The 864-nt window shown below is 69.4% G+C and carries 1 pseudogene; it reads right to left on the reverse strand.

Annotation, left to right across the window (positions count from 1 at the left end):
* Positions 1-864 (reverse strand): annotated as a pseudogene (locus IH25_RS38205) (pullulanase-type alpha-1,6-glucosidase); the annotation flags it as partial.

An 864-nucleotide genomic window follows, 5' to 3' on the forward strand; every position in this document is an offset into this window, starting at 1 on the left:
GTCCCACTTGGACTGGTTGTCGGCGGCCGGGGGCAGGCCGCGACCGAAGCCGTTGCCGTCGGCGCAGTCCCAGTGCAGGGCGTTGAACCAGTCGCCGCTGTCGAAGGAGTTGCGGTCCAGGGACTTGGAGCGCAGCAGGTCGCTGCCCGCCTGGGAGAGTGCCGGCCCCTGGGAGAGGGCGGCGGTGGCCATGGCCATCACCTGCATCCGGGCCCGGTCACCGGCGGACGTGCCCTTGGGCAGCTTGTAGGCCAGGGCGTCGAACAGCGACTCGTTGTCGTGCGCGTCCACATACGCCAGCGCGTCTCCGGGGGCGTCGGCGTAGCCGGCGGGCGCGCCGTTGTAGTCCACCTGCGCACCCGAGACCTCGTTGCCGCCGGTGTCGGTGAAGCGGTACTTGGCGAGGTTGCCACTCAGGCCGACCTTGATCAGGTCCTGGTAGTGCAGCAGCCGCGCCTTCTGCTCCTCCTTCGTGCCGTTGGCGGGGGAGGTGTTGGGGTCGGTGTACAGGCCGGAGGCGAAGCCCTGCACGCCGGGGTCGGCGTCGAAGGGGGTGCCGCCGCGTACCGCGTCGCGGGCCCGGTCGGAGAAGGTGGCGATGCCGGTACCGGCCATGTTCTTCTGCGTGGCCTGGACGAACCGGGCGTCGTCGGCGACCTCCCCGAAGTTCCAGCCCTCCCCGTACAGGATGATCTTCCGGCCGTCCACGCCGTCCTTCTTCAAGGTCAGCGCGTCCAGGGCCTTGCGCACGGCCAGGATGTTGGCCTTGGGGTGGTGGCCCATGAGGTCGAAACGGAACCCGTCGACCTTGTACTGCTTCGCCCAGGTGACCACCGAGTCCACCACCAGCTTGCCCATCATCGC

The organism is Streptomyces achromogenes subsp. achromogenes, assembly GCF_000720835.1.
In the GTDB taxonomy this organism is placed as follows: Bacteria; Actinomycetota; Actinomycetes; order Streptomycetales; family Streptomycetaceae; genus Streptomyces; species Streptomyces achromogenes.